Below are 20,426 nucleotides of genomic sequence, written 5' to 3' on the forward strand. Positions count from 1 at the left end.
TCTGGACTCCGAGGAAGGCAAGCGGCTCCGACTACTGATGTTCTATTCGTCAGGAGCGGTAAGGTATGCCTCACGCCGCTACGGGAACGGGCAACTCCCTCTCACCGCGCTTCAACCGTCCGGCCGACGCCGCTCTGTTCGGTCTCCGGTATGCCCCCCCTCGTGCACGGCTCAGTGCTCGAGTTGCGCGCCAGTTCCGGGTCCGAACGCGCTCCGCATCTCGGCCTCAACGTCGGCCCGGTCGAACGCGGCGAGGTACGCCTCCGTCACGGCGATCGACGAGTGGCCGAGCGCCTTCGAGATCGTGTAGACCGAGGCCCCGTTCTGGCGGAGCACGTCGGCGAACGAGTGGCGGGCCCCGTGGAACCCGACGTACGGGACCCCCGCCCGCTCGGCGAGCTGGCGCATGAGCTTCCGAGCGAGCGCGTTCATCGACTGGATCCGCGAGCGGGCCTTGCGCGGGTCGGACAGTTGGTCCTCGGTGACGAGGCCGAACACGAACGGCGAGGCCTCGTGGCCGCCCGGACCGGTCCGCGGGAGCCACCGCGCGAGGATCTCGGCAGCCGGCGGGAGGAGCGGGACGCCCTGGGCGTCGCCCGTCTTCCGCTGACGCCACCGGACGTAGGTCGGCGTGCCGTCCGTGTCCCGGTCGACCTGCGCCCACCGGAGCGTGGCCACGTCGCCGAACCGCATACCGCCGGCGTAGAACGCGAAGAGCCACCAGTCGAGGGCGTCGGCCGCGCGGCCAGAGAGGTCGGGGCGGGCCGCCTCGAGCGCGCGGACCTGGTCGAGCGTCAGGCGGGCCTTCTCGACCCGCTCGCGCTTGACGCGGATGGTGGCGGCGACGGTCGCCGCCGTGGCCGCGCCGGGGACGCCATCGCGGGCGGCCCGTCGGAGGACGGCCCGGAGCGTCGAGAGCTGCTTGGCGACGTAGTTCCGCTTGTGGCCAAGCCCGGCCGGCTTGGGCGCGAGGAGCCGGGCCTCGTGGGCGCGGAGGAGGGCCGGCGTGAGATCCTCGACGTCGACGTCGGGGTCGCCGGTCTCGCGGCGGACGGTGTCCTCGAAGTGGCCGAGCGCGGTGCCGTAGACGAGCGAGGTCCCGATCTTGCCGCGGGCGGCCCAGTCGGCCTGGACGCGACGGCCGTAGGCGACGAGCCCGGTGCCGTCGGGGGCGGCCGACTCGGGGGCCGGGTGGAGCGCGGCCTCGACGACGGCCTTGGCCCGGTCGGGGTCGACGTGGCGCGAGCCGGCGAGGAGGTCGCGGACGGCGCCCTGGGCGTCGGCGAGCCGGTCGGCCAGGATCTGGTTGAGGTGGTGGGCCTCGGGGGCCGAGCGGCGGACCTCGCCCTTGCGCCCGTTCCAGTCGTCGCGGTGGACGCGGAAGCCGAGGGCCACGTGGCGCTTGGTCCCGGCGCCATGGGAGATCCGGAGGTAGAGCGGGAGCTCGCCCTGTCGGTTCGGCTTGGGGAGGGCGACGACGGAGAGGCGCACGGGGCCGGCCTGGGAAAAACAGGTACCACTATGGGTACCACTCTCGACGGTGGTACCACCCGCGGATAGACCGGGCGGGCCATCAAGATAGTGCGTTTCCAACGGGCCAGGCCGCTTTCCAGGGTCTCGTCCGGGTCGGATCGGGGGCGGGGTTCGCGTTCAGTAGAGCCCACTCAGACCGGCCTCCGCTTCTGTGGGGGCCGGTTTTTTGTCGAGCGACCTCGCGGCGTGGTCACCCCAGCGCCCGGCGGACGCCCCGGCGGACGAGGTCGACGGCGAACCCGTAGACGAGGTGCGAGTCGAGCTCCCAGACCCACCACGCCGTCGGCATCCGGTCGGGGTCGGCTTGCAGATCGGCCGCCGGGAGCGTGGTCCCGTGGGTGGCCGCGAAGAGGACCGCGGCAGCGGGCACGCCGAACCCAACCTCGGCGTCGCTCACCTCGGCGAGCACGCCGTAGGCCACGCCCGCCGACGTCCCGAACGCCCAGTGGATGGCGCCCTGGGCCTCCAGCGTCTCGTCGCGGCTCAGCGTCACGCCGACCACGTCGGTGGCCTCCTGCGCCAGCGTCGAGGGCGGCATTCGGTCCGGGTGGCCCTGGACGTCGGCGCCGGGCCGCTCCTTCTCGGCATGCGTCGGGGGGAACCAGCGCTCGCCGAGGTCTTGCAGCACGGGCTCGGCCTGGCTCTTGACCCAGGTGCCGACGAGCCCGCCCGCTAGCCCGGCGACGGCGCCCTTCCACAACGAGGGGCGGAGGGAGGCGGAGGCCATGAGGGGGCGGAGAGGGGGCCGCTCCGACGAGCCACGCCGCGCGGGGTTCGTCTCGACGCATGGGGTCAGGGTCCACCCCACCTCACTTGGGCCCGGCTGCGGACCCTCGCGCGTCGGGGAGGGGTACCGACGGCCCCTTCACGCCGCCTCCGCATGGACCTGCCGCGCCCCGGCCCCCAGGCCCACAACGCCGTCGCCGCCGACGCCACCCGGCAGCCCGTCTCGCTCACCGTCGACGGCCGGCCGGTCGAGGGCTGGGACGGCGAGTGGCTGGCGACCCTCCTCGACCGCCTCGACCGCGCGGACGGGCAGGCCACCGCGACCGAGGGCGGGCCCGGCGGCCACTCGGTCCCCCACGTCTGCTTCCAGCCCGAGCTGGGCCCGATCCAGACCTGCGACACCTGCTTCGTCGAGGTCGACGGGAAGCTGGCGCGGGCCTGCGCCACGCCTGTCCGCGCGGGGCTCGCGGTGAGCACGCGGACCGAGGCGGCGGGCGCGGCGCGGGACGAGGCGATGCACCGGCTCCTGGGCAACCACAACCTGTACTGCACCGTCTGCGACCGGAACAACGGCGACTGCCCAGTCCACAACGCGACCAAACACGTCGCCGTCGAGCACCAGCGCTACCCGTTCGAGCGCAAGCCGTACGAGGTCGACGCGAGCCACCCGTTTTACCAGTACGACCCCGACCAGTGCATTGTCTGCGGCAAGTGCGTCCAGGCGTGCCAGGAGGTCCAGGTGACCGAGACGCTCTCCATCGACTGGGAGGCCGACGTGCCGCGCGTGCAGTGGGACGGCGGCGCGCTCGCGGGCGAGTCGTCGTGCGTTGGCTGCGGGCATTGCGTGACCGTCTGCCCGTGCAACGCGCTCATGGAGAAGTCGATGATCGGCCAGGCCGGCCACTTTACCGGCCTCCGGTCCGACGTGTTCGCCCCGGCCGTCGACGTGGTCAAGGCCATCGAGCCGTTCGTCGGCAACTCGCCCATCTTTGCGCTGTCGGACGCCGAGGCCGCGATGCGCGAGGCGTCGATCGACCGGACGAAGACCGTCTGCACCTACTGCGGCGTCGGCTGCTCGTTCGACGTGTGGACGAGGGAGCGGACGATCCTCAAGATCGAGCCGACCGGGGAGGGCCCGGCGAACGGCATCTCGACGTGCGTCAAGGGGAAGTTCGGGTGGGACTACGTCAACAGCCCCGACCGGCTGCGCGCGCCGCTCGTCCGCGTCCCCGACGGCCGGGGCGGAGAGACGTTCGCCGAGGCGTCGTGGGACCACGCGCTGGCGACGGTCGCCCGGCGGATGCGGGCCATCGCCGACGCGCACGGGCCGGACAGCGTGGCCTTTATCGCGTCGTCGAAGGCGACAAACGAGGAGAGCTACCTCGTCCAGAAGCTGGCCCGCGCCGTGTTCGGGACCAACAACGTCGACAACTGCTCGCGCTACTGCCAGGCGCCGGCCACGGTCGGCCTGTGGCGGACGGTCGGCTACGGCGGCGACGCCGGCACCCTCGATGACATCCGCAACGCCGACCTCGTCCTGATCGTCGGCTCGAACACGGACACCTCGCACCCCGTCCTGGCGGCCCACCTCCGCGCGGCCCAGAAGCGTCGCGGCCAGACCCACGTCGTCGCCGACCTCCGGGCCCACACGACCGCCCAGCGCGCCGACGTCTTCCTGCGCCCGAACCCGGGCACCGACCTGGTCTGGCTGAGCGCCGTCGCCAAGCACATCCTGGACCAGGGCTGGGAGGACCGCGCGTTTTTGGACGCCCACGTCAACCACGAGGCGAGCTACCGCGAGAGCCTGGCGCCGTTCACACTCGCGTACGCGGAAGAGCGGACCGGCATCCCGCAGGCCACACTCGTCGACGTGGCCGAGCGGGTGGCCCGGGCCGAGACCGTCTGCGGGCTGTGGGCGATGGGCGTGACGCAGCACTCGATGGGGTCCGACACGAGCACGGCGATCTCGAACCTGCTCTTGGTCACCGGCAACTACGGCCGGCCGGGCACGGGCGGCTACCCGCTCCGGGGCCACAACAACGTCCAGGGCTGCTCGGACCTAGGCTCGGTCAACACCTACTTCCCGGGCTACCAGAAGCTCGACGATGACGAGGCGCGCCAGCGCTACGAGCGGGCGTGGGGCGTCGAGCTCTCCACCAAGAAAGGGCTCGACAACCGCGAGATGATCGAGGCCATCCACGAGGGGTCGCTGAAGGCGCTCTTTTTGGTGGGGGAAGAGATCGCGCTCGTCGACGCCAACGCGCACTACGTGCAGGAGGCGCTGGCGAAGCTCGACTTCTTCGCCGTCCAGGAGATCTTTTTCTCGAAGTCGGCCGAGTTCGCGGACGTGGTGCTGGCGGCGTCGCCGAGTCTCGAAAAAGACGGGACGTTTACCAACACCGAGCGGCGCATCCAGCGGCTGTACCGGGCGATGGACCCGCTCGGCGACAGCCGGCCGGACTGGGAGATCCTGACCGGCCTCGCGCGCCACCTCGGCCACGACTGGGGCTACGGCCACCCGTCGGAGATCATGGACGAGATCGCGGCCACGACGCCGCTGTTCGCCGGCGTCAGCTACGCGCGGCTGGCGGGCTACCGGTCGCTCTGCTGGCCCGTCGACGCCGACGGGACGGACACGCCGCTCTTGTACACCGACGGGTTCCACCTTCCCGAGGGCAAGGCCCGGCTCTACCCGCTGGCGTGGACCGAGCCCAGCGACCAGCCCGACGACGAGTACCCGCTCCACCTCAACTCGGGCCGGAATCTGGAGCACTTCCACGTCGGCAACCAGACGCATCGGTCGGCCGGGCTGAATGCGATCATCCCCGACACTTACGTCGAGGTGAGCGTGGCGCTGGCGGCCGAGCGCGGGCTGGACACCGGCGACTGGGTGCGGCTGGTGTCGCGGCGCGGGGCCGTCAAGGTGCAGGTGCTGGTGAGCGCCCAGGTCCGCGACGGCGAGCTCTGGATGCCGCTGTCGTCGGCCGAGCACGCGGTCAACTACTTGACGTCGAACGTGGTCGATCCGGACAGCCACACGCCGGCCTACAAAGAGCTGGCGGTCCGGCTCGAGGTGCTCGACGGCCCTCCAACCAACGGGCGTCGCCGCCGTCCGATCTCGGCCACCCACCACCGCTACGGCTCGCCGACGCCTCAGCACGGCGTCGAGGTCGAGCGCAAGTGGGCCCGGCCCGACTATGAGCTGCCCGTCGTCCCCTGCCCGCCGGTCGGGTACAACGGCGCATGACGCGCCGGGTACGGGGTACCGGGTACGCGGTACGATCCCGTCCTGACTGTACCCCGTACCGCTGTACCTCCCCACATGGCCCAACCCATCGCCTTCGAGCCTCCGCCAGCGCCGCCCGGTCAAGAGGCCTTCACCGCGGCCGACGACCTGGCGCGGCTGCTCGAGACGCTCCACACGTCGGGCACGCTGCGCGTGCTGAACGGGCTGATCGGCCAGTTCCAAGACGTGGTGGCCGTGGTCCTCGATGGGCTCAACACGGACGAGGGGCGGAATGGGCTGGCCAACCTGCTGGTGCTGGCCAAGCTGCTCGGCCGGATCGACGCCGACGGGCTCGACCGGTTCGTGGCCGCGCTCGACCGGGCCCTTGAAGACGCCAGCGAACGGCTCAATGACAAAGACGACGCGCCGGGCTCGCTGTCGGTCCTGGCCAAGCTGCGCCAGCCCGAGGTCCGCCGCGGGCTCGACGCCGCGTTGACGCTCGTCGGCACGCTGGGCCGCCAGCTCCACGACCCGCAGCCGCCGGTTTATTCGAACCACGACGGGCGCGACGGCGCCCGGCCCGCATGACGGCGGTCGGCGCCCGCGAGGTGTCCGTCGTCCGCGTCCGCGACGGGGCGCCGGAGACCGACCACGACTGGGTGGCCGTCGAGGAGCCGCTCGAGATCCGCCTGCGCTGGGGGACCGACGGCCAGCCGCGCGTCCAACGGTTGGCGGTCACGATGCGGACGCCGGGCCACGACCCCGCGCTCGCGCTCGGCTTCTTGGCCGGCGAGGGCGTGATCGCGGACCCGGCCGACGTGCTCGACGTGGCGCATACTCCGCTCCAGGGCGGCCGGCGCGACCCCAACATCGTCGTCGTCCGTCTGGCCGAGCACGTCCAGTTCGACGTCGGCCGGCTCGAGCGGCGCGTGTACACGACGTCGAGCTGCGGCGTCTGCGGGAAGGCGTCGCTCGACGCCGTCGCCGTCTCCGGCGCGCCCGTGTTGCCCGGCGGCCCGTCGCTCCGGCCCGACGTGATCCACGGGTTGCCCGGCGCGCTCCGCGAGTCGCAGGCGGTGTTCGAGCAGACGGGCGGGCTCCACGCCGCCGCCCTCTTCACGCCCGACGGCGGCCTCGTCCGGGTGCGGGAGGACGTCGGGCGGCACAACGCGGTCGACAAGCTGGTCGGCTCGTTTCTGGCGGAGGGCGCGCGCGTGCCGGCCGAACACGTGCTGCTGGTGAGTGGCCGGGCGTCGTTCGAGCTGGCGCAGAAGGCGCTGATGGCCGGGGTCCCGGTGCTCGCCGCCGTCGGCGCCCCGTCATCGCTGGCCGTCGACCTGGCGACCGAGCACGGGATGACGCTGCTGGGGTTCGTCCGCGACGGCCGGTTCAACGTGTACGCCGGAGCGGGGCGAGTGGAGAGGCAAGGGGCATGAGGCCAGGGGCGGTACCTGGCCAAGGCATCCGTTAGGGGCGTGGCACGCCACGCCCTCTCAGTCCCCCAACCCCTCAGCGCCGCCGCACCACCAGCGCGATGCCGCCCAACGTCGCCACCGACGCCAGCACGAGTCGGAGCGTCACCGCCTCGTCCAGAATCAGCACGCCGCCGAACGCCGCCAGAACGGGCACGCTGAGCTGGACCGTCGCCGCCGACGCCGCCCGCAGCGACGGCAAGACGGCGTACCACAGCACGTAGCCCAGCCCCGACGTCACGGCGCCCGACGCGAGCGCGTAGCCCAGGCCCGGCCCGTCCATCGCGAGGCCCGGGCCGAGCGCCGTCGGCACCAGCAAGACCGCTGCGAGCGGGACGGCCCGCAAGAAGTTGCCCGCCGTGTCGGCCGCCGGCTGCGCCGAGCCGCGTCCGCGCAGCGAGTACACGCCCCACCCGACGCCGGACGCCGCCATCCCCAGGGCCGGACCGAGCGGCGGCGCGTCGAGGCCAGGCCGCAGCAGTGCCACCAGCCCGCCGACCGCGACCGCGATGCCGAGCCACGCCGGACCGCTCAGCCGCTCGCCCCGCGAGATCCCCCACCCGATCATCGTCAGCTGGACGGCGCCGAACAGGACGAGCGCGCCCGTTCCCGCCGTCAGCTGGAGGTACGCGACGGAGAACGACGCCGCGTACACCACGAGCGCGACGGCCGAGGCCCAGCTCCCCCCGACCGACCGTCGCCGCGCGCGGACGACGGCCCACAGCACGACGGCCCCGGCCACGACGCGGACAGCCGTAAACGACGCCGCGTCCGTCGCGGTCGTCGCCAGTGCCAGCCGGGCCAGGACCGAGTTGGCCGCGAACGCCGCCATCGTCGCCGAGGTCAGCAGCAGGACGGCGGATCGGGAGGGCGTCGGCACGGGGAGCACGGGCGAGCGCCGAACGTACCGACCCGAGGGGTGAGGCGTGAGGAGCAGAATCACCTCCCGCCCTCTCCGCACTCTTCCTCCCCTCATGAAGCTCCGCATCCACGACGACGCCCTTCGCCTGCGCTTGTCACGTGGCGACCTCCGAACGCTCGACCAGACGGGCGCCGTCGAGGCGACCACGCACGTCGCCCCCGGGTCGTCGCTCGTCTACCGTCTCCGCGCGGCCGACGTCCCGCGTCTCGGCGCCGAGGTCGAGGGCTCGACCGTGACGGTCTCCGTCCCGCGCGAGTGGGTGGACGGATGGGAGGAGGACATCCACGTCGGGTTCGAGGCCACGCAGGACGCGGGCGACGGCCACGCGCTCGCCATCACGGTCGAGAAGGAGTTCGACTGCCTCCACCGCCCGGCCGATGCCGCCGACGCCTTCCCCCACCCCGATGCACCGACCGGATGACGTGACGGGCCTGGTCCTGGCCGGCGGCGGCAGCACGCGGTTCGGCCGTGACAAGGCGCTCGCGGCGCTCGGCGGCGTCCCGTTCGTCGCCCTCGTCCACGCCGCGCTGGCGGCGCACGCGCGCGAGGTGCTCGTCGCGACCGGGACGGAGCCGCGCGCGTACCCCGTCGCCGCGCGCGTCGTGCTCGACCCGGTGGCCGGCGGCGGGCCGCTCGCCGGGCTCGCCGCCGGGCTGGCGGACGCCGAGACGCCGTGGCTCCTGTCGGCGGCCGTCGACCTGCCGTACCTCACGCCGGCCGCCCTCCGCCCGCTCCTCGCCGCCCCCGCCGACGGCGCCGACGTGCTCGTGGCCACCGACCCCGGCGGCGGCCGCCAGCCGACGTGCGCGCTGTGGCGGACGCGGACGGTCGAGCCCGTCGTGGCCGAGCACGTCGCGGCCGGCCGGCTCGCGCTCCGCGACCTGCTGGACCGGCTGGCCGTCCGCGAGGTCCGGGTCGAGGGCGGCGCGCTCCACAACGTGAACGCGCCCGGCGACCTGGGACCGGCCGACGGCTGAAGAGGGACCGGAGACGGAGGACCGGGGACCGGCCTCCGTCTCGGACGGTCTTCCGTCCCCCGTCCTCGGTCCTGATCGACCCGAAGGCTGGAGGCACGACTCGGGTCACCGCGCGCGGACCACGCGGCGGACCGTGGCCTGGCCGTCGATCACCGTGCGGACGGCGTAGGGGCCGGGCGCGGCGTCGGCGGCGTCCCACACCAGCCGGTGCGCGCCGGGCCCGAGCGGTCCGTCCCAGACGGTCGCCACGCGACGGCCGAGCACGTCGAACACGGCGACCGTCGCCGTGGCCGGGGCGTCGAGCGCGAGCGGGATCGTGAGCCGGTCGCCGAACGGGTTCGGGCTCGGGGCGCCCACGGCAACCGTCTCCGCAGCGGCCGTCAGGTCCGCCCGTTCGAAAGCGTCGCCGTCGCCGACCTCCTCCGCGGCCCACTCGGCGACGACGGACGACGAGGGGGCGGTCGTCTTCTCGAACGGGAAGGTGACCGTCTGGTCTGCGTCCGGGTACGTGCCGACGAAGACGCGGTAGGTGTAGACGCCGGGTGCGGCCGTGCGGGGGACCCACTGGCGGACGGTGACGCGCGTCGTCCGGCCGGGGCGGGCCGTCGTCGCGCGCGGCGCCAGCAGCAGGTCCGTCGGCTGGCCGTCCGGCCCGAGCGCGTCGGCCCAGACGTCGACTGGGAGCTCGATCGCGTTCCGGTTTTTCAGCTGCGCGTCCCACCGGAACCCGCCGCCGCCGGAGCCGATCACGACGGGCGACTCGCGCGGCGCGACCGTCACGATGAGGGGCAACGGCTCGGCCGTCACCGTGTAGGGCGTCCGCCAGCTCTGGGGCCCGACGCCCGTGTGCGTCACGCGGACGTGGTGGAGGCCGGGCCCCACGATGAGCGCGCGCCGGGTGTCGCCGGCGTCCCACGCGGCGCTGGCCTCGCCGTCGGCCGTCGTGTGAGGCGGCGGCGTCCCGCCGTAGCGGTCGATCCGCCCGGCCAGCCCCGGCGTCGGGATCACCACGAACCGGGCCGGGCCGACGACGCGGAACCAGTCGGGGTCGGTCGTCGGCGGGCCGTCCGGCGCGAGCGCGGCGCGGACGGTCGAGGTGGCCGCGTACGTCGGCCCGACCGCGAGCGTGTAGGCGTGGATGGGATAGTCGGGCTCGTCGAGGCCGCGGATGACGGCGTCGGTGTCCTCCTGCTGGCCCAGGTGGAACGAGTCGGTGAGGAGGGAGTCGGCCAGCCGGTGCGGGACGCCGTCGCTGGGGACCGGCCCGTCGGCGTCGTAGATCCACTGGCGCTTGAGGTCGACGACCAAGTCGCCGCTCGTCCCGACGTCCGACGTCAGCCAGGTGTAGCGGACGTCGGTCGGGAGCGGCATGGCCGGGTTGTCCGTCGTCCCGTCCTCGGCGTCGTCCTCGCCCTGGTCGCGCCCGTCGACGTTGATGCCGGTGAGAGTCGAGGTCTCGTCGCCGTCGAGGTCCACGTCGTCGGTGTGGAAGCCGGCCGCGATGCCGTCCTCGTCGCCGCCCCAGAGGTACGGGCCGGGCCCGTCGCAGAAGATGCAGAGGTACGAGTAGCGGAGGTCGCGGACGGCCGCGCTGTTGATGTCGGGCGTCCCGTCGAGGCCCTCTCCGGTGAATAGGGGGTTGCCGAACAGGTTGCTCCCCCGGTGCGGCGTCCCGACGGTCAGCACGCGCGCGACGCGGTGGCCGGCGGCCTCGGTCGGCTCGACCCACCACGTTGGCGCGCCGGTGGCGCCTCGGCGCTGGAGGTACTCCCGAATGGCGAGCCCGCCCATCGAGTGGCCGACGAGCGCCACGCGGTCCTTGCCCGGGTTGGCCGCGAGGACGGCCGCGATCATCCGCCCGAGCGCGTAGCCCTGCTTCTGGGCCGCCTCCTCGTTCGAGTCGCTCTCGCGCGCGAAGAAACCGCCGGGCGAGTCGCCGCCGTTGATCTCGATGAGCGGGTTGCCGGGGTCCTCGTTCCAGAAGTTCTCCCAGTTGGCGGCGTAGACACAGCCCGGCGCGAGGTCGTTGGAGAGGTTGGCGAACGCGATCAGCACGTCGTCGTCGGCCGTGTCGCGCACGCCGTCGGGTCCGGCGATCCGCTCCTCGTTCTCGTACGCATTGAGGACGGCGTGGAACACGTCGGCGCGCGGGCCCCAGATGGCGACCACGTCGGGGTCGCCGGTGAACGGCTCCCACGAGCCCTGGCTGCCGGTGTAGCCGTGGACGAACACGACCGGCACTGGGCAGTCGCCCGCGGGCTGGGCGCTGGCGACCGGGACCACGGCGAGAACGGCTAGCAGAACGAGAACACGCATGGGTCCAGGCGAGGTGGACCGGCAACGTACGGGTCGGCCGCGTATGGATGCACGGGCGACCGCCCGAGCTGTTGAGGCAGCACGCCCCCCCACCACGGACGCGCGGGAGGACGATGGCGACGCTCTCCCGCCTCAGCGAACCACAACGATGGGATATGTCACCGAGTGATGCGGGCCCTCGACCCGGAGGGCATAGACGCCCGCGACGTTTGGCATCGTGATCTCAACCTCACCGACGGTCTCGGAGCGTACCATGATCTGTCGTCCTAGCGCGTCGTAGAGTGTCACACGGACGGGAGCACGGAGTCGAGCGCGGACCGACGCTCCACTGCGGACGGGGTTCGGCCCGAGTGCTGAAACGAGCGTTCGCGCTTGGCTCCGACTCCGCTCCGCCGAGACCGGGACCGCGTCTTCAACCCGTGCCACGGCGGCCGGACGGGCGCCATTCGCTTGAGCGTTGAGGACGACGTAGCCAGCTCCGTCTACGCCGAGGACGACGACACCAGCCTCGGTCGCGAGACCGCCGAGCCGGGGGAGCATCGCGCGCTGTGGTGTCCCATCGTCCCCGACGCTGACCGCGAACGGAAGCGCACCCGCATCGGGCGAGATATCGAATCCTACCGCGAACGCCGACACACCGGGACCGGCGGCAACGCCCGTGATCGGTCCCGTTGCAGCGAGAGGGATGTCGGCGAGAACGTCGCCCTCTGCAGAGGCCCGAGCGAGGCGAGGCCCACCCGGACCGGCGTAGGCGAACGCGACACCGCCGTCCTCGTGTGCGTCGGTTGCAAACGGTGGCAGGTCACTGAACTCGACTCCGTACGTCGCCTCTCCCGCCCCTCCAGGCCCGAACCGCAGGACCGTCGTTCGGGCGCAGGAGAGCGGCCCATCCGACTGTCTGGTCCCGACGAACACCGTCCCACGACCGTCCACATCGGCGACGATGCCCGACGAGTAGGACGCATGGCACCCTCCGGTCCCCGTCGTCCTCGTGCGTCCCAGATAGGATCCGTCCTCTCCGAACCGGTCTACCTGGATGGCAAATGACGGGGCGAAAAGAGCCTGCCCGATGGCGACGCCGTCGGGAGTGCGGAAGAGACCGAACGCGACCTGCGGCCCCGTGCCCGGCACCTCGGCGACCCAAGCCTCCGCTCCTACGTCATCATAGCGGATGAGAAATGAAGTCTGGTGTCGGGACGCATCGAGAAGATCCAGAGCCACGACCACCCCACCGTCGCCCACCGCGGCGACACCTCGGCTGCTCGTCTCTTCGCCTCCGTACTTGACGAACCGGGCGGCCCCGTCCGAATCCAGGACTGCGACGACCGCCCGCGTGGGTGCAAACACCGTCGCGGTTACGGCGACACCCCCTCCTGTCGTCACGACCAGCCCCTGCCCAATCGCGGGTTGAACGCCGCCCCCTCGGTGTCGACCACCGTAGACCACACGATGGCCCCAGAGGGCGCGACCCGAGCCACGAAGAGGCCCTCTCCAAAGTCCTCGTCCCATGCAGTCCCGGTCACGTAGACACCACCGTCAGGTGCCAACGCGAGGTCGGTAAGGACATAGTCAGGGACGAGACCTTCGTCAAACGCTACGCTCCAAAGGACGATGCCTGCGGCCGACCGGGCCGTGAGCGTGCCCTGGTTGAACGCGCACGATCCTCCAGAGGCGCACGGCACGAGCGTCCCTGGCGCCCTCGGTGTCGGCGTATCGAGCGGTTCGCCCCAGCGGACAGCGCCAGCCAGATCGTGGGCGGACCAGTAGCCCCCGAGGTCGCTCGTAAACACGACGCCCTCCGCGTCAGCGATGAGCCCGTCCGGTCGGGCCCCGATGGGCGCCGCCGTATCGACCGACCACACGATGTCCCCGCTGGTGCCGCCGAGCCGGGCGAGGCGAGGAGCGGCGGCCGTCTGCCAGATCGCAAAGACGGCTCCATCGCGGCCCGCGATGTTGTCCGAGCCCACGGAGGCGTTGCCCCGTTCGGCGCTCGGCCCGAGCGTGGTCGACCAAGCGGTGGTGCCGTCAAGACGCAGCCGACGGACTTCGGCCTCGTCGCCCGCCGTGGTCCCGAGCACGATCACGCCCGAGTCGGCTCCAGTCCCGTTGAGGGCGAGGGAGGTCGCTACAAAGTCGTCGCCGAAGGGCGTTAAGGCGTAGTCCCCACCCGCCCCGACGAGAGCGACCGCCTCCGCGTTGACAAGAGCGAGGAGGCGACCGTCGGGCACCGGCACCAGAGCCTGAATGCCGTTGGCGCTCCGCGTCCGATTCTCGGAGGCCGGAAACACGACTCGCGCAGCGGGCTCACCGTCAGGTCCCAGGTGGATCAGCACGGAACCGGGTCCAACGTAGTCGCTGACCGACTGCCCCACCCAGACTCCACCGACCCCATCGGCCTCGATGGTCCCGTACGCCCGGGTGGACGTGTTGTCTGTGAACTCAACTGTGCGAACCCACTCTACTCCGCCTGCTCCCACCCGGGCGACGTCCACGCGGTCCGCCGTCACGGACGCGACGACCACGCAATCGTCCCCGACTGCCGCTACGTCGCTCGGAGCGGTGTCCGTGGTTGCCCAGGCTGGGACGGACACGCCCCACACCTGGGCGCCACTGGCCTCGTAGCGCGCGACGGCGACTCCATGCTCGCCACCCACCGTGGTCCCTGAGACCGCCGTGCACACGCCGCCCGCCGCCGCCCCGACGACGCCGTACACGACCTCTCCTCCCTCACCCAGCGGACGGTTGGGCTCGTCGAACGTCGCCGTCCACGCGACGCCAGGGTCGACGGGTGGATTTGATGGCGCCTGCGCGGCCACAGTCGTGACAGTCGCGAGCCCGACCATCAAAGACAGGACATTGATATTCGTTAGCACAACCCGAGTCGCAATTGACATCTAGGAATGCGCAAGATACCTCCTGCGACCACTGAATAGCCCCGATCCCTCCCCAAACGGGCGCGCGACAACGAGGACGATGCCTGCGAGATGGTGCCCGCGCTGGCGGCCAGACCGCGCCCTACGGAGCCGACTCTCGGCGCGGAGCCGAGCGGTGCGACACCGGGCCGATGTACCCGGACCGTCCGTGGACGGACAGAGCCGACGGCGACCGCTCGGCGGCCGCAGGACTGCTGGCGTCCGGCGTCCGACGCCGCACGGGGGCCGACGCACGAACGGGGCGTCCCAGCGGGGGAGCCCATGGAGCGAGCGGGCCTGCGCCAGTCAACCGGCGCGGTCCCCACGCCCGCAGAGGCCACGCGGCGATGCCGGCGGCTCCGGCGAGGATCGCGAGCGCTCCCCCCGCCATCGGGACGTGACCGACTGCCAGCGCCCCGTGGACGGCGACCGGCACCAGCACCGCGCCGACGCGCCCGACCGAGAAGGACCGCTGCGGACGCCGGTCGCTCGCGTACTCGTAGACGACCAGGGCCGAGCCGGCCCATGCCACCGCCCCGTTGACCGCGGCGACACGCCAGAGCTCGGCCACGGCAGGAGACGCCCCCCACTCGGCGGAGCCCGCCACCGCGAGCGCGGCCACCGCGCTCGTGACAACGGCCACCCCGGCGCCGACCTGGAGGGGCCACGCCGAGTCCGGCGCCCTCCGACCGGTGACGGAGAACGCGACATCGAGCCATGCCAGGCCGAGCCACGGGATCGCCAGCCCCATCGCCTGCTCGGCTGCGGAGGGAAGCCCGGTCCCCACGTCGCCCCCGAGGGCCCAGGTCGACGCGCCGGCCGCCGCCACGATCAGGAACCCGAGCGCCGGCACCTTGCGCCGGTACGCCGCCACCGCCCCCCACCGGGCGACGGCGGCCACGACGAACGGGGCGAGGACGGCGAAGAGGAGCGGAGACACGAGCCGGAGCGGTGGATACTCCCTCGTATCGACGGCCGCCGCCTCTTCTCAACCTCCCGCGCCTCGTCCGAGCGGCGGGTCCGAGAGTCTCCTCGCGATGCCTGCCATCTACCGGGTCCAGATGCGGAACTCGTAGGGGCCGAGCTGGACCTCGTCCCCGACCGTGACGGCCGCTCCCCCCGCCAGCGCGTCCCGCCAACCCCCACGAGCCGACGCCGGGACGGCGACCGTCGAGCGGCGGTCGCGGACGTTGACGGCCACCAGCGCCCGGTCCTCGCCAGCCGTCCGCTCGACGAGCAGGACGTCGGCGGCGTCGGGGGCGAGGAACGACGCGGCGCCCGACCGGAGCGCGGGGCTGGCGGCGTGGGCTTCGAGCACGCGGTCGTAAAAGGCGCGGACCTCGGGGCGGACCGTCCAGTCGTAGGGCGTCCGGCTGAAGAACGGGACGGGCTCGTCGACGCCCAGCTCCTGGCCGTTATAGACGAGCGGGTCGCCGGGGAGCGCGACCGCGGCAACGAACGCGGCCTGCGCCCCGGCCTGGCCTCCGAAAAGCTCCGGCGGCGTGGCGTCCCACGCCGTCTCGTCGTGGTTCGTCGTGAACAGGAGCCGGCGGGCGCCCGGCGGGAGCTCGGCCTGGACGCGGGTCACGAGCGCCGTGAGATCCGAGACGGGCGCGCCCTTCCAGACCTCTTTCATGGTGCCGTACTCGGGCCAGCCGTAGGTCAGGTCGAACCCGGTCCGGTGGATGCCCACCAGGTCGTTCTCGGCCAGCATCAGGACCGGCTTGATCTCGCGGACGGCGGGGATGGCCTCGGCCCAGAAGCTGTACGGGACCCACCCGGCCACGTCGCACCGGTACCCGTCGATGTCGAACTCGCGGACCCAGTAGCGCATGACGTCGATCATCTCGGCCCGGAGGCCCGGGTTCGAGTAGTCCAGGTCGGTCACGTCGGTCCAGTCGGTTGGCTGGCCCTCGGGGCTGGTCGGCGTCGTGAGGCCGCCGTCGGGGCCGCGCGTGTACCAGTCGGGGTGCTCGGTGGCCCAGGCGTTGTCGGGCGACGTGTGGTTGGCGACCAGGTCCAGCAACACGCGGAGCCCCTGGGCGTGGGCCGCGTCGACGAACGCGCGGAAGTCGGCCTCCGTCCCCAGCGCCGGGTTGACGCCGTAGAAGTCGCGGACGGCGTAGGGCGAGCCCAGATCCTCCTTGCGGCCCTCGACGCCGGTCGGGTGGATCGGCATGAGCCAGACGACGGTCACGCCCATCTCCCGGAGCTCGGGCAGGCGCGCGGCGGCGGCCCGGAACGTCCCCTCCGGCGTGAAGTCGGGGACGAACATCTCGTAGAGCACGGCGCCCTCGGCCCAGTCCGGCGGCGTCCACGGCGGAGCCGCCGCGCTGTCGGCCGACGCTCTGCCTGTGACTGGCGGCTCGGCCACCTCGGCGGGCCGTGCGCAGCCGGCGAGCACGGCCAGGGCGGACATCAAGAGGACGAGGCGACGCAGAACAGGCATGACGGCGGGGGACAGGGTGGACAGCGCCAGCGACGAACGGGGATGGCCGAAGGTATCCCCACGTCCGGCGGGTGCGGCCTGGAGCCGTGGCCGTCGTCGCCCGGGTGGAGGACACCGATGGATGGCGTCGTACGTTGGCCTGGCGTCCCGCCCCGGTCCCATGATCACGCTCGACCTCCCGCCGACCATCGACGAGGCGCGCGCGCGCCTGCTGCTCGCCATCGCCCTGTTCCAGGAGGAGGAAGTGTCGGTCGGAAAAGCGGCCGAGATTGCGGGCCTGAGCTACCGCGACTTCCTCGACGCCCTCCGCGAGCGAGGCATCCCGGCCTACATCTACGACGACGACGAGGACTGGGCGCGTGAGATGGAGACGATCCGCGCGTTGGAGACCGAGCGACGGACCGACGCCGCGTGAGCCCACTCGTCGTCACGGACACGTCGTGCCTGATCGCGCTGAGCGGGGTCGGTCGGCTCGGGTTGCTCCCGGCGCTCTTCACAGACGTGGTGGCGCCGCACGCCGTCGTCGCCGAGTACGAGCCGAAGGCGTCGGCCCCGTTGCCGGGCTGGCTCCGCGAGGTGGAGGTCGCCGACCGCGCGGGCGTGCGGCGGCTGCTCCTGCGCGGCCTCGACTGGGGCGAGTCCGAGGCCATCACGCTCGCCCGGTCGCTCCCGGGCGCGCTGCTCCTCGCCGACGAGCGACGGGGGCGCCGGGCCGCCGCCGGATTCGGCCTCCCGATCTTGGAGACCGCCGGGCTGCTCCTCACCGCGAAGCGCGAGGGGCGGCTCGCGGCCGTCCGCCCCGTCCTCGACGAGATGCGCGACCGGCACGGCTTCCGGCTGGCGGACGCGATCTACGAGCAGGTGCTACGAGAAGCCGGCGAGGACTGAAACACGGAGGGAAAGGTCACGCCGATCCAGCCAGGGCGGGCGACGCCTTCGATGTCAGCGCCCGTCTGCTGGCTCCCGGTCTCGCCGCGGCGGACGTGGCTTTTTCGGGCGTGGCTTCGTTGCAGATTGCCCGCCGATGTCGTCTGCGATGCCGAGGTGGGCACGGAGGGCGAGGAAGGTGACGGCGTCCGGCGCGGCCAGACTTGCGAGTTCCGCATCTTCGAGAAGCCGGTGCGCGGCACGAACGCCCGCTTCGAACCACTCCACCGCTTCAGGTAGGTCCCTAGGTTTCGGTATGCCCAGCCGGTCGCATCTGCGGTGCGAGTAGTCGAAGTGCTCGCGCTTGGCATTGACCGACCGGACGCCGATGGTAGAAGCTCCTCTGAGAGCGTAACCCCACACATCGCATTTTCCTTTTACGAGTCTCTCGAATGCTTTTCCAGCTCCCGAGAAGGACAGGGCGATCCTATCACTGTCGAGAGGCATTGGGTTCAACAAGTCTGAGACGGATGCACTCTGAATCACTGCCGCGCTCGCGCTGTTGCCGGCTTCCCCCTCGCAGGTTCCCCATTCGTTCCAATAGCCACGGATCACTCTCCGATAATCTGCTTTCTCTGGAGCCGAATCAAGATGGGTGCGAAGCAAAGCGGCTCCTTCTGCCGGCTGACGGAGTTTCCTCAGGGTACGAGCCAGACTCACTATTACGTCGAGTCGCCCCGGCAATGCACTGGTGGAGGCGCGTGCAGCAGCCACGGCGACCGAGCCCCGCCGCGCTGGCGATAGCATCGTCAGGTCTTTCACGAGATGCGGCCCAGCATGGGCAACGTAGACGAAGCTGTCTTTAGGGACCCATACATCCCGTCTAGTCTCCAATGTCTGCCGGACGATGGCGGCCCAGACCTCCGCGAGGTCCGTGTCGAATGACTCCTCTACCTCGGCGATGACAGCCTCGGCCACGCGAGGGTGGCGCGTCCAGGCGCTCTCGGCGCCGCCCACGGCCGCCGCCTCTTCGCCGAGCGGGCGCATCACGGTTGATCCCACCCAGGCCCGGTCGATCCCGAGCAGGTCCGCCAGCACGTTCAGGCTGAGGCCCGGCCCCCGCCCGCAGTGGCACGCCGCGATAAAGACGAGCGCATCGTAGAGGCTCCGGCTGCTGCCCTGGACGGGGACCGTCTGAAGCCGCGCCAGCAGCGAACGGACGTGCGCGCGCAGGCCCGCCGCCCCGAGCCGCGCTTCGAGAAGCCCGCCCAGGAGCGATCCCTTCTCCCGCCCTCGTCCGCTCGCTTCGACGGCCTGGCGGAAGGTCTCGGCCCGCGCTCCGGCGTCCACCTCGGCCAGCGCGCCCAGCGCGTCCGTCCCCTGTTGCTCCCACGCCGACACGATCTGCTCAGCGTCCGCCGCGGTCACACCGCGCAGCACGAGCGGCGGAGGGGGCCGGAATCGGAGCCAGTCTTCCCAAGCCACCTTCCGCCCAGTCCACCGCCAGTCGGTGTCGCGGGCGGCGAGCAGGAAGTGGACGTTCGAGCGCCCGCGTGCGTGGAGACGCTCTGCGCACGCTTCGAGGTCCGACGGCGTGTGCCGGTCCGGGCGTCGCGCGAGGCTCTCGGCGTCGTCGGCGACGAGGAGCCACTGCACGTCGGGATCGAGGGCTTCGATCTTGTCGGGGTCCAGCCTGAGGGTGGCCGTCGGGCGGGCGAGCACCCGCCAGCCGTAGCGCCGGGCCGCGTCCACGGCCGTCTGCAACAGTAGGGTGGACTTCCCCTCGCCCGCCGCCGCCTCTATGAGATGCAGCGAGCTGGCCCCACCCTGCTCCTCTGCTTCGCGTAGCTCGTTCAGCAAGCGCTGTATGTGCCGCCGCCGGGGGATCGCGTCGGAGAGCGCGTGGTGCCACGAGGGGACCGCGCCGTCGAAGTAGCGGATAACCTCGGCGGGAGAAAGCTCGGGGAGGCTTCCGAGGAAGGCGTCGTCCACGAGCCTCCATCCGTTCAGGAGCGACGCTTCCTCGACATCGGCCTCGGCCACGTCTTCGCCCTGCATGGCGAGCTGAATCCGCTCCCCGCGCTTCTTCCGCACATGCCCTACCATCTCCCCGAAAACCGTGTGTGCATCGACCCCTCCGTAGGCTTTGAATCGATTGCCGATCTCAGGCCGCACGCCCTCGATGAGGTCCGCGTACTTGCGTTCGATGGTCTCGGGGTCGTCCTCGTAGAACCCCCACACGACATCCACTTCCAGCCCCTCCGTTTGGATGAGCTTGATGAGGGCGCGCGTGAACACGTCGTTCCACCCCCCATAGCTGACGACGACGAGCCTTCTGTGTCGGAGGAGCCGTTCGAGCGAGCGCGTGAGCTTGGGGCGCTCCGTCCCCAGTTGAGGGGCCGTGTTGAGCGTGTCTGACTTTCGCCAGAACCCGTGCAGATGAATCACGGGTTGCTCTTCCGGGCTGAACTCCCGGATCGAGCCGTCTCGATAGTCGATGGACTCCGGGATGGACAGGCCGCCTTCAGCCTGAATGGCGAGCTCGAGAAGTGGATCGAAGTTGGTCGTGAGGATGGGGCCGGCAAACTTCTCCTCCCCTGAGCGGACGAGCGCCGCGAGATCACGCACGCCTCGGGGCAGATACCAATCGTCCGGCGCACCGTCGCCCGTCGGCGGATCGCCCAGTGCCTCGGGGTTCAGACAGGCGCGCATCACGGCCCGCCGGACGATCTGGTTGATCCGCGGGATGCCGCCGCCTTCATCTCCCCACCACCCCATCGCCGCCCGGTACATCTCGCCCGCGTCCTCCGTCTCCGGCAGCGTATCGTAGAACGCGGATTCGCTTACGAAGTCTTCCTCCGAAGCGACCTCGCGCATGATGTCGATCAGCCCTCCCACGCCGGGCACACCGCCCCCCTCGTCGTAAGCGATAGGCGAGCCCACGAGGTACGCCAAGCCCCGCTCCGGAGTAGCGAGAACCGTGTTGACGAACTGGCTCGCTGAGAGCAGAGGGATGGACACAGCCA

The 20,426-nt window shown here is 71.8% G+C and carries 16 protein-coding genes; 7 read left to right on the top strand and 9 right to left on the bottom strand.

The genetic code is table 11. From position 1 onward, the window contains the following. Nucleotides 1-171: 171 nt before the first annotated feature. Both ACOOHE_RS00175 and ACOOHE_RS00180 read right to left on the bottom strand, forming a co-directional pair. Nucleotides 172-1,491, bottom strand: coding sequence for a tyrosine-type recombinase/integrase (locus ACOOHE_RS00175; protein ID WP_420455780.1), 1,320 nt, complete (start codon nt 1,489-1,491; stop codon nt 172-174). Nucleotides 1,492-1,723: 232 nt separating this feature from the next. Next, complete coding sequence (locus ACOOHE_RS00180; protein ID WP_420455781.1) at nt 1,724-2,260, bottom strand: DUF1440 domain-containing protein; 537 nt, start codon at nt 2,258-2,260, stop codon at nt 1,724-1,726. Between the two features lie 153 nt (nt 2,261-2,413). Here ACOOHE_RS00180 and fdhF point away from each other — a divergent pair, with 153 nt between their 5' ends. The 3 genes from fdhF (at nt 2,414) to fdhD (ending at nt 6,921) form a co-directional block, all read left to right on the top strand. Continuing rightward, on the top strand, nt 2,414-5,506 hold the full coding sequence (gene fdhF / locus ACOOHE_RS00185) for a formate dehydrogenase subunit alpha (RefSeq protein WP_420455782.1): 3,093 nt from the start codon (nt 2,414-2,416) through the stop codon (nt 5,504-5,506). A 75-nt stretch (nt 5,507-5,581) separates the two neighbouring features. Next, the gene (locus ACOOHE_RS00190; protein ID WP_420455783.1) at nt 5,582-6,073 is read left to right on the top strand and encodes a DUF1641 domain-containing protein; all 492 of its coding nucleotides are present in this window, start codon (nt 5,582-5,584) and stop codon (nt 6,071-6,073) included. Beyond that, nucleotides 6,070-6,921 (top strand): formate dehydrogenase accessory sulfurtransferase FdhD, encoded by an 852-nt coding sequence (gene fdhD / locus ACOOHE_RS00195; protein ID WP_420455784.1) that lies wholly within the window; start codon nt 6,070-6,072, stop codon nt 6,919-6,921. The genes ACOOHE_RS00190 and fdhD overlap by 4 nt, the downstream gene beginning before the upstream one ends. A gap of 73 nt (nt 6,922-6,994) precedes the next feature. Here the strand turns inward: fdhD and ACOOHE_RS00200 are convergent, their stop codons facing one another. Further along, entirely contained in the window at nt 6,995-7,789 is a 795-nt protein-coding gene (locus ACOOHE_RS00200; RefSeq protein ID WP_420457641.1) for a DMT family transporter, read from the bottom strand. 142 nt (nt 7,790-7,931) lie between these two features. Here ACOOHE_RS00200 and ACOOHE_RS00205 point away from each other — a divergent pair, with 142 nt between their 5' ends. Both ACOOHE_RS00205 and mobA read left to right on the top strand, forming a co-directional pair. After that, nucleotides 7,932-8,300, top strand: coding sequence for a DUF7009 family protein (locus tag ACOOHE_RS00205; protein WP_420455785.1), 369 nt, complete (start codon nt 7,932-7,934; stop codon nt 8,298-8,300). Continuing rightward, on the top strand, nt 8,284-8,856 hold the full coding sequence (mobA, locus tag ACOOHE_RS00210; RefSeq protein WP_420455786.1) for a molybdenum cofactor guanylyltransferase: 573 nt from the start codon (nt 8,284-8,286) through the stop codon (nt 8,854-8,856). The genes ACOOHE_RS00205 and mobA overlap by 17 nt, the downstream gene beginning before the upstream one ends. A 105-nt stretch (nt 8,857-8,961) precedes the next feature. On the opposite strand, the gene ACOOHE_RS00215 is transcribed toward mobA, so the two are convergent. From ACOOHE_RS00215 to ACOOHE_RS00235, 5 genes are all read right to left on the bottom strand, one after another. After that, on the bottom strand, nt 8,962-11,172 hold the full coding sequence (locus ACOOHE_RS00215) for a hypothetical protein (RefSeq protein ID WP_420455787.1): 2,211 nt from the start codon (nt 11,170-11,172) through the stop codon (nt 8,962-8,964). Nucleotides 11,173-11,304: 132 nt separating this feature from the next. Continuing rightward, entirely contained in the window at nt 11,305-12,555 is a 1,251-nt protein-coding gene (locus tag ACOOHE_RS00220) for a T9SS type A sorting domain-containing protein (RefSeq protein ID WP_420455788.1), read from the bottom strand. Beyond that, nucleotides 12,552-14,066: a hypothetical protein gene (locus ACOOHE_RS00225; protein WP_420455789.1), complete on the bottom strand. Its 1,515-nt coding sequence runs from the start codon at nt 14,064-14,066 to the stop codon at nt 12,552-12,554. The genes ACOOHE_RS00220 and ACOOHE_RS00225 overlap by 4 nt, the downstream gene beginning before the upstream one ends. Nucleotides 14,067-14,187: 121 nt before the next feature. Continuing rightward, complete coding sequence (locus tag ACOOHE_RS00230) at nt 14,188-15,024, bottom strand: hypothetical protein (protein WP_420455790.1); 837 nt, start codon at nt 15,022-15,024, stop codon at nt 14,188-14,190. 108 nt (nt 15,025-15,132) lie between these two features. Beyond that, entirely contained in the window at nt 15,133-16,503 is a 1,371-nt protein-coding gene (locus ACOOHE_RS00235) for an alpha-amylase family glycosyl hydrolase (protein WP_420455791.1), read from the bottom strand. 190 nt (nt 16,504-16,693) lie between these two features. Here ACOOHE_RS00235 and ACOOHE_RS00240 point away from each other — a divergent pair, with 190 nt between their 5' ends. Both ACOOHE_RS00240 and ACOOHE_RS00245 read left to right on the top strand, forming a co-directional pair. After that, complete coding sequence (locus ACOOHE_RS00240; protein ID WP_420455792.1) at nt 16,694-16,948, top strand: UPF0175 family protein; 255 nt, start codon at nt 16,694-16,696, stop codon at nt 16,946-16,948. Further along, the gene (locus ACOOHE_RS00245; RefSeq protein ID WP_420455793.1) at nt 16,945-17,421 is read left to right on the top strand and encodes a DUF3368 domain-containing protein; all 477 of its coding nucleotides are present in this window, start codon (nt 16,945-16,947) and stop codon (nt 17,419-17,421) included. Before ACOOHE_RS00240 ends, ACOOHE_RS00245 begins: the two co-directional genes overlap by 4 nt. Nucleotides 17,422-17,475: 54 nt before the next feature. On the opposite strand, the gene ACOOHE_RS00250 is transcribed toward ACOOHE_RS00245, so the two are convergent. Further along, nucleotides 17,476-20,421, bottom strand: coding sequence for an SIR2 family protein (locus ACOOHE_RS00250; RefSeq protein WP_420455794.1), 2,946 nt, complete (start codon nt 20,419-20,421; stop codon nt 17,476-17,478). Nucleotides 20,422-20,426 lie beyond the last annotated feature (5 nt).

Source organism: Rubrivirga sp. (genome assembly GCF_965213695.1).
In the GTDB taxonomy this organism is placed as follows: Bacteria; Bacteroidota; Rhodothermia; order Rhodothermales; family Rubricoccaceae; genus Rubrivirga.

Coding starts and splice junctions, on each gene's coding strand:
- ACOOHE_RS00180 (WP_420455781.1), bottom strand. CDS start 2,260: ATGGCCTCCGCCTCCCTCCGCCCCTCGTTGTGGAAGGGCGCCGTCGCC.
- fdhF (WP_420455782.1), top strand. CDS start 2,414: ATGGACCTGCCGCGCCCCGGCCCCCAGGCCCACAACGCCGTCGCCGCC.
- ACOOHE_RS00190 (WP_420455783.1), top strand. CDS start 5,582: ATGGCCCAACCCATCGCCTTCGAGCCTCCGCCAGCGCCGCCCGGTCAA.
- fdhD (WP_420455784.1), top strand. CDS start 6,070: ATGACGGCGGTCGGCGCCCGCGAGGTGTCCGTCGTCCGCGTCCGCGAC.
- ACOOHE_RS00200 (WP_420457641.1), bottom strand. CDS start 7,789: ATGGCGGCGTTCGCGGCCAACTCGGTCCTGGCCCGGCTGGCACTGGCG.
- ACOOHE_RS00205 (WP_420455785.1), top strand. CDS start 7,932: ATGAAGCTCCGCATCCACGACGACGCCCTTCGCCTGCGCTTGTCACGT.
- mobA (WP_420455786.1), top strand. CDS start 8,284: ATGCACCGACCGGATGACGTGACGGGCCTGGTCCTGGCCGGCGGCGGC.
- ACOOHE_RS00215 (WP_420455787.1), bottom strand. CDS start 11,172: ATGCGTGTTCTCGTTCTGCTAGCCGTTCTCGCCGTGGTCCCGGTCGCC.
- ACOOHE_RS00225 (WP_420455789.1), bottom strand. CDS start 14,066: ATGTCAATTGCGACTCGGGTTGTGCTAACGAATATCAATGTCCTGTCT.
- ACOOHE_RS00235 (WP_420455791.1), bottom strand. CDS start 16,503: ATGTCCGCCCTGGCCGTGCTCGCCGGCTGCGCACGGCCCGCCGAGGTG.
- ACOOHE_RS00240 (WP_420455792.1), top strand. CDS start 16,694: ATGATCACGCTCGACCTCCCGCCGACCATCGACGAGGCGCGCGCGCGC.